The sequence below is a fragment of the Mesorhizobium sp. M4A.F.Ca.ET.050.02.1.1 genome, from assembly GCF_003997725.1.
Classification (GTDB): Bacteria; Pseudomonadota; Alphaproteobacteria; order Rhizobiales; family Rhizobiaceae; genus Mesorhizobium.
In genome coordinates this window covers 1-7559 of the sequence record NZ_RZSG01000254.1, presented here as the reverse complement: position 1 = coordinate 7559, position 7559 = coordinate 1, and the positions used below count along the sequence as shown (strand labels likewise).

At 65.1% G+C, this 7559-nt stretch carries 5 protein-coding genes; 2 read left to right on the top strand and 3 right to left on the bottom strand.

Annotation, left to right across the window (positions count from 1 at the left end):
* Both EOA33_RS17760 and EOA33_RS17750 read left to right on the top strand, forming a co-directional pair.
* Nucleotides 1–1162 (top strand): AAA family ATPase (locus EOA33_RS17760; protein WP_127406191.1); only part of this gene is annotated, 1162 nt, incomplete at its 5' end.
* 341 nt (nt 1163–1503) lie between these two features.
* On the top strand, nt 1504–2997 hold the full coding sequence (locus tag EOA33_RS17750; RefSeq protein WP_127406190.1) for an aldehyde dehydrogenase family protein: 1494 nt from the start codon (nt 1504–1506) through the stop codon (nt 2995–2997).
* A gap of 45 nt (nt 2998–3042) precedes the next feature.
* Here the strand turns inward: EOA33_RS17750 and EOA33_RS17745 are convergent, their stop codons facing one another.
* From EOA33_RS17745 to EOA33_RS17735, 3 genes are all read right to left on the bottom strand, one after another.
* Complete coding sequence (locus EOA33_RS17745; protein ID WP_127406189.1) at nt 3043–4380, bottom strand: HlyD family type I secretion periplasmic adaptor subunit; 1338 nt, start codon at nt 4378–4380, stop codon at nt 3043–3045.
* A gap of 19 nt (nt 4381–4399) precedes the next feature.
* Entirely contained in the window at nt 4400–6094 is a 1695-nt protein-coding gene (locus EOA33_RS17740; RefSeq protein WP_127406192.1) for a type I secretion system permease/ATPase, read from the bottom strand.
* A gap of 185 nt (nt 6095–6279) precedes the next feature.
* Nucleotides 6280–7559, bottom strand: a 1280-nt coding sequence (locus EOA33_RS17735) for a calcium-binding protein (protein ID WP_145989179.1), incomplete at its 5' end; no start/stop codon positions are given.

The following is a 7559-nucleotide window of genomic DNA, read 5'->3' as shown; positions in this document are numbered from 1 at the left end:
GACGAAGGCCGCGAAAACGAAGGCAGCCAAGGTCGAGGCGCCCGTTGCCGAGGTCGCCGCTTCGCCACCGGATTCCGCCGCCGACCTGGCACGATTGCGCGAATTGATGGCGGAACTTGCCGCGGCCCAGGGCGAGACGCCGCTGATCCTGCCATCTGTCGACCGCAACGCCGTGGCCGCGGTGGTGCAGGACTGGACCGGCATCCCGACCGGACGGATGCTGTCCAGCCAGACCGAGAAGGCGCTCAAGCTCGCCGCCACGCTTGCCGAGCGCGTGGTCGGCCAGGATCACGCGATGGAGATGATCGCCAAACGCGTGCAGACCAGCCGCGCCGGGCTCGGCGCGCCGGAAAAGCCGGTGGGCGTGTTCCTGCTCTGCGGTCCTTCCGGCGTCGGCAAGACCGAGACCGCGCTGGCGCTGGCCGAAACGCTCTATGGCGGCGAGCAGAACCTCATCTCGATCAACATGTCCGAATTCCAGGAGGCGCATACGGTCTCGACGCTCAAGGGCGCGCCGCCCGGTTATGTCGGCTACGGCAAGGGCGGTATCCTAACCGAGGCGGTGCGCAGAAAACCCTATTCGGTGATCCTGCTCGACGAGGTCGAGAAGGCGCATCCCGACGTGCACGAGATTTTCTTCCAGGTCTTCGACAAGGGCATGATGGACGACAGCGAAGGCCGGCGGATCGATTTCAAGAACACGCTGATCCTGCTCACATCCAATGTCGGCTCCGAGGTCATCATGGACCGCACCGGGAACGGCACGGTGCGAGCCGGGCTCGACGATCTCGACACCGCCTTGCGCGGCCCGTTGCTCAAGGTTTTCCCCGCGGCCTTCCTTGGCCGGGTGGTGACCATACCCTACTATCCGCTGTCGGATGCGATGATCGAGGCGATCACGCGCCACCAGTTCGCCAAGATCGCGCGCCGGCTGCGAGCCACAAGCGATGCCGAGCTGGTGATCGGCGACGGGGTCATGGATCTGGTCAAGGCGCGCTGCACCGAGATCGAATCCGGCGGGAGAATGATCGACGCCATCCTCACCAACACGCTGCTGCCGGAACTGAGCCGCGGCGTTCTGAACCGTTCGCTCGAAGGCGAAAAGATGACGAAAGTGACCGTCTGGGCTTCCGCGGAAGGGTTCACCTACACTTTCGAATGACCGCCGTTGCTGTCTCGACTGCCGTCGGCCTGGCATCGAAATCAAAGACGACTGGTTTGCCGTGGGTGGGCCAGCGCGCGAAGGTCAGCGGAACGACGTCGTGGTGCCGGAAGATCGCGCCGACGAGCTCGGTGGCGCGGCGATCTTCCTGCCTTCGAACGCCGCCAGTTTCGTCACCGGTCAGATGCTCTTGTCGACGGCGGGATGACCAGCTCCGTATAGCGGGCGTCGGGCCCTATGTGTCTTCCTTTGTTCACCCGCGGCACGTTACATAGGCGGTGCTGGTCTGCAACGGCGGCTTTGCTTTCGGCCGGGCGTTTCAGGAACAAGGGTCTGCGGCAATGACGGCATCGGCGAAAGATCTATCCTTGCGCGTTCCCATCGACGGCCGGCACCGCAAGATGCTGATCGATGGAAAGTGGCGCGACGCGGCGAGCGGCCGCACCTTCGAGACGCGCAACCCCGCCACGGGGGCGGTGATCGGCACCGTGCCGCGATCCGGTGCCGGGGACATCGACCTCGCCGTCGCCGCCGCGCGCCGTGCCTTCGAAGGACCGTGGAGCCGGTTCAAGCCGTATGAGCGCCAGCTCCTGCTTCTCAAGATCGCCGATCTGATGGAGCGGCATTGGGAAGAGATCGCGCTTTCCGATACGACGGATATGGGCATGCCGATCACGCGCACGCTGGCCAACAGGACCCGCGTGCTCGGCATGTTGCGCTTCTATGCCGGCATGGCCACCTCCATTCACGGGCAGACGATCGGCAACTCGCTGCCCGGCGAGATCGTGTCCTACACCCGCAAGGAACCGGTCGGCGTCGTTGGCGCGATCATTCCCTGGAACGCGCCTGCCGCCGCCTCGATCTGGAAAATCGGCCCGGCGCTCGCCACCGGCTGCACCATCGTGCTGAAGCCCTCGGAAGAGGCGCCGCTGACGCCGCTGCTGATCGCCGAGATCATGCTGGAAGCGGGCCTGCCGGAGGGCGTTGTCAACGTCGTCACCGGCACCGGCGCCGAGGCCGGCGCGCCGCTGGCCTCGCATATGGATGTCGATAAGGTGGTCTTCACCGGCTCCACCGCGACTGGCCAAAGCATCCTGCGCGCCTCGGCCTCCAACATGAAGCGCGTTTCGCTGGAGCTTGGCGGCAAGTCGCCGGTGATCGTCTGCGCCGACGCCGACATCGAGCGCGCCGTGCCGGTGGCGGCGATGTCGGTCTTCGCCAATTCCGGCCAGATCTGCATCGCCGGCTCGCGGCTCTTCGTCGAGCAGCCGATCTATGAGGAGTTCGTCGAGCGGGTCGCCGCCCATGCGGCAAAGCTCAGGATCGGCGACGGCGCCGATCCGGCAACCGAGATCGGGCCGCTGATCTCTCCCCGTCAGCTCGAGCGCGTCACCGGCTTCATCGCGGACGGCGTGCGGCAGGGCGCTAGGCTGTTGACCGGCGGCGCGCGCGTCACCGAGGGTGCGCTTGCCTTGGGCAATTTCATCACGCCGGGCGTGTTCGCCGGCGTGACCGACGACATGCGCATCGCCAAAGAGGAGATTTTCGGCCCGGTCATCTCGGCGCTGCCGTTCGACACGTTGGATGAGGCGGTGCGGCGGGGCAACGACACGCCCTATGGGCTCGCCGCCGGCGTGTTCACGCACGATATCGGCAAGGCGCACCGGCTGGCCAATCGGCTCCGCGCCGGATCAGTCTGGGTCAACACCTATCACGCGATCGACCCGGCGGTGCCGTTCGGCGGCTACAAGATGAGCGGCTACGGACGCGAAGGCGGCACCGAGCACCTCGATGAGTATCTGAACACCAAGGGCGTCTGGATCAGGACCGACTGAGCGCCCTTTCGATACGGATCACTGATCCGGCCGTCGCCGCGGCGGCTATTTCTGCCGGAAGGCGGTGTGGAACGATGTCACCAGCGGCCCCAATATGTAATCGAGCGCCGTGCGCTCCTCGGTGACGATCATCACCGAGGCCGGCATGCCTGGATAGAGCGATATCTGAGGGGCGGCGGCCAGTTCGGCCGGATCGACCGCAATGTCGGCGACATAGTAGGGAAGGCCTGTCTTGCTGTCGGTAATACGGTCAGCCGAAATGCGGGTGACGTGTCCATGGATGATCGGTATCGAGCGCTGCTTGTAGGAGGTGAAGCGGACTTCGGCCGTCATGTCGGACCTGAGGCTCGATATGTCCTCGACGCGGACCTGCGCCTGGACGATCAGCGAATTCTGCGTCGGCACGATATCGAGGATGGTCTGGCCCGGCGCGACGATCGCTCCGATCGAAAAGACGCTGAGGTCCATCACCTGGCCGTCATAGGGCGCGCGCACCTCGGCACGGTCCATGGCGGCCTGGGCCGCGAACATCTTGGGCACGAGATCGGCCAGGTTGGACTGCGTCTCGATCATCATCGCCGAAAGCTTGGCCCGGCGTTCGTTGGACAGTTGCGCGATCTGGCTCTCGAGCTCGGCCTTGGTCTGCCGGCTGCCGGCAATGGCGCCCAGGTTCTCGTCGATCAGGCCCTGCAGGTCCGAGGCGGATCGGTCGAGCTCCAGGATGCGCGGGCGGGTCGTCAGTCCGGCCTTGAGCAGCTTGCCGAGGCTCGCCTTCTCGTCGACGGTCGATTGCAACTGGGCGCGATAGGAATCGACGCGCGCCTGCTTGCCCTCGATCTGCTCGTCGAGCTCGGCGATCCGCTTCTCGAGGATCTGCCTGGCGCCGGCCATCGAGGCGCGCTGGCTTTCGAGATCGGCGACCTGGTTGGCCATCGCGTCCTGGAGATAGGCCTGGTGCTCGCCCGCGATATCCTTCGGGAAGGCAACTTCCTGGCTGCCGTCGAGCTCGGCCCGGATCCTGGCATCGGTGGCACGCAGCAGGGCGTACTGCTGGGCGTAGAGATTGAACTCGGAGCGCAGCCTGGTGTCGTCCAACAGCAGCAGGACCTGGCCCTTCTGGACGATATCGCCGTCCTTGACGCGGATCTCCTTTACCGTCCCGCCATCGAAATGCTGGAGGCTCTTGCGGTTGCCCTCCACCTTGACGACCGCCTCGGCGAGCACGGCGCCGTTCAGCGGGGCGAAGGCGGCCCAGCCGCCGAAGACGCCGAAGAAGGCGAGGATGATCAACAGGCCAATCAGGGCCGGCATCCGGATCGAATCCGGGGCCGGGATGCCGGCTTCGCCGGGCAGGCTGCGGTAAGTGAGGGCGCTGTCGCTCAAACGTCTCTCCTTTCGCAGTTCATTGGGTTGCCACGGCGATCGGAGCCTGGCGCTGGTTGAGCAGCGCCACGATTTCGTTCCGCATGCCGAAGGCTTCGACCGCGCCATCGCGCAGCAAAAGGATCTTGTCGACATTGGCGAGCGTCGAGGGCCGGTGCGAGACGATGATGACAGTGCTGCCACGGCGCTTGAGCTCGATCGCGCAGTCGCTGAGCGCGCGGTCGCCGTCGGCGTCGAGGTTGGAACTCGGCTCGTCGAGGACGATCAGGTTCGGAGTGCCGAACACCGCCCGGGCAAGGGCGATGCGCTGGCGATAACCGCCCGACAGCACCGCGCCGCCTTCGCCGATCTGCGTCTCGTAGCCCTGCGGCAGGCGGATGATCATGTCGTGTACGCCGGCGAGCCGCGCGGCCTCGATCACCTCCTGGTCGACATTGGTCTTGAAGCGGCCGATGTTGGCGGCGACGGTGTCGGCGAAGAGCTCGATGTCCTGCGGCAGGTAGCCGATATGGTCGCCCAACGTATCGCGCCCCCAATGCGACATGTCGGCCCCATCCAGCCTGACGGTACCGCGGCTCGGCTGCATGACGCCGGCGAGGTGCCTGGCTAGCGTCGACTTGCCGGCGCCGGAAGGGCCGACGATGCCGAGGGCCTCGCCCGCCTCGAGCCGGAAGGAGACATCCCGCAGCAGTACTTTCTGCAGGTTCGGAATGGCAAAACTCACCTGCTCGACCGAGATCTTGCCGGAGGGTTTCGGCAGGTTGAACGAGCGTTCGTCCTTCGCGTCGCCGTCGACCAGCCTGCGCACTCGCGCAAGTGCCGCGCGCGCCAGGATCAGGCTGCGCCAAAGGCCGACGATCTGCTCGACCGGCTGCAGGCCGCGACCGAGCAGGAGGCTGGCCGCGAACATCGAGCCGGCTGTGGTCTGCCGTTCGATCACCAGATAGGCGCCGAGGCCGAGTATGAGCGACTGCATGGTCAGGCGCAGGAAGCGGATCAGCCCCGTCATCAGCGCGGCGCGGTCGCTCGCTTGCGCCTGGCGCAAGAGCGCTAGGTTGCGGTCGCGGCCCCAGCGGCGGATAAGGCCGTCGATCATGCCCATGGCGCGAACGACCTCCGAATTCCTGAGGCTCATCTCGGTGAAATTGTAGTTGGTCGTCGCGATGTCGTTGGCCTGCTTCAGCGGCGCGCGCACCAGATATTCGTTTAGCACCGCCATGGCGATGAGCAGCAGTGCGGAGCCGAGCGCGAAGAAGCCGAGCCAGGGATGCAGCAGGAAGATGATGCCGATGTAGATCGGTGACCAGGGCAGGTCGAACAGCGCGTGGATACCGCTGCCGGTGATGACCTGCCGGAACGTGTCGAAGTCGCGGATCGGCTGGCTCTGCGAGGCGCCCTGCGACGGCGTTTCGACCGATGCGGCCAGGATCCTGGCCGAAAGCAGCCGATCGAGGCGCGCGCTGGCGCGCGTCAGGATCCAGGCGCGCACCAGGTCGAGGCCGGCCAGCGCCATGAAGGCGACCAGCAGCACAAGCGTCAGCATCACCAGTGTGGTCTGGCTGCCGCTGGTGACGACACGGTCGTAGATCTGCAGCATGTAGAGGGGCGAGGCGAGATAGAGCAGATTGATCGCCAGGCTGAAGGCGGCCGCGACCAGGAAATAGCGGCGGCACGCCCGAAGCGCGTCCTTCACGATCTGCGATTTGCTACCGATACTCAAGATACCCAGCGGAGAACCCGCCCCCCAACTGCACGCCCGGACCGATACTACTACCGATCCCTCAATCGGCCACGCGATCCGCCCGTAAACCTGCTGTAAACCTTAATTCGTAAGCAGAACCCGCGGCCGGCGGGAAACGAGGTGAGCCGCGCGTGGCTGCCGGCTCACCTCCTCATTCATCACAGCACGAAGTCGCTCGCCGTCAGGCCAAGCCCGGTGCCGGTCAGCGTGATCTGGAAATCCGCCGTCGCGTTGCCGTTGACGTCGACACGAACGATCGTGTTGGCGCCGACCTCCGACCAGGTGATGCTGTTGGCGACAGTAGCCGCGTTCTGCCCGCCGAACAGGAAGGCCTGGTCGCCACCGCTGGCCGTGTTGGCGTCAATCGACGACAGGTCGATCTTGTCGGTGCCATGCACGAAGTCGGCGATGGTGTCGAAACTTGCCGGTGTGGACTCCGAGATTGAGCCATAGTTGAAAATGTCGGATCCTATGCCGCCCGTGAGTGTGTCGACGCCGGCACCGCCTGTCAGCGTGTCGTTGCCGTCGCCGCCGACGAGAGTGTCGTTGTCGCCAGCCCCCAAGAGCGTATCGTTCCCGGTCCCGCCAACTATGAGGTCGTTGCCGTTGCCGCCGTTGATCGTGCTATCGTCGCCGCCGTTCCCGAAAAGGAGGTCGTTGCCGGCGCCCCCCGTTAGAGCCTGACCCGCCGAAGTGGATGCGATTACGTCATCAGTGCCGGCGCCTGATAAGGACGTTTGCAGCCTGTATGCGGATGTGCTCAGTGCATAGCCGTATACGGTGCCGCCGTTTGTGAATTGTATGCTCTCGACGTTGCTGCTTCCGACATATTGATCGCGGATGGTGATCTCGGTGGTCCCGGCATTGATAACGAGATCGTTGGCCACCCTTTCGAAGTTCAGCGTGCCGATTGCCGTGCTGTCCACAGGTGCACTCGTCACGATTTCAATGCTGTCGCCACCGCTGCCGGCATCCGAGATGATATCATTGCCGTCTGCCAGTCCGAACCGGTAGATGTCATTGCCACTGCCGCCGAGAAGCACGTCGTCACCCGCGCCGCCGACGAGCGTCGCTCCGCCGTTCGAGCTGATGAGGATATTGTCGCCCGAGGTCCCGTCGAGCGTATCCAAAGCATCCTGAATGACGGTCACCAGGGCCGGTGCGCCGGCACTCGTTCCATCGGTAGCTGTGTAGGTGAAAGTCCCACCCATTGGGGCGGTGTCGGCAAAGGTCACGGTGCCGTTTGCACCGGAACCCGACGACTGGGAGACGGTGCCTCCCGTCGCGGAGTCTACGCCCGCGACATCGATTGCCGAAGCGGGGTCGTTGGCAATGAGTGCCCACTCAGGGATGATGACGGTGCTCCCGGCTGCGAGGTTGGTGATGATGGTGTCACCGACAGCTGCCGGACCATCGTTGACCGGGGTGATGTCGAGCG

What these genes read in the sequence shown, in the direction of transcription:
- EOA33_RS17750 (WP_127406190.1), top strand. Translation starts at nt 1,504, where the DNA reads ATGACGGCATCGGCGAAAGATCTATCCTTGCGCGTTCCCATCGACGGC.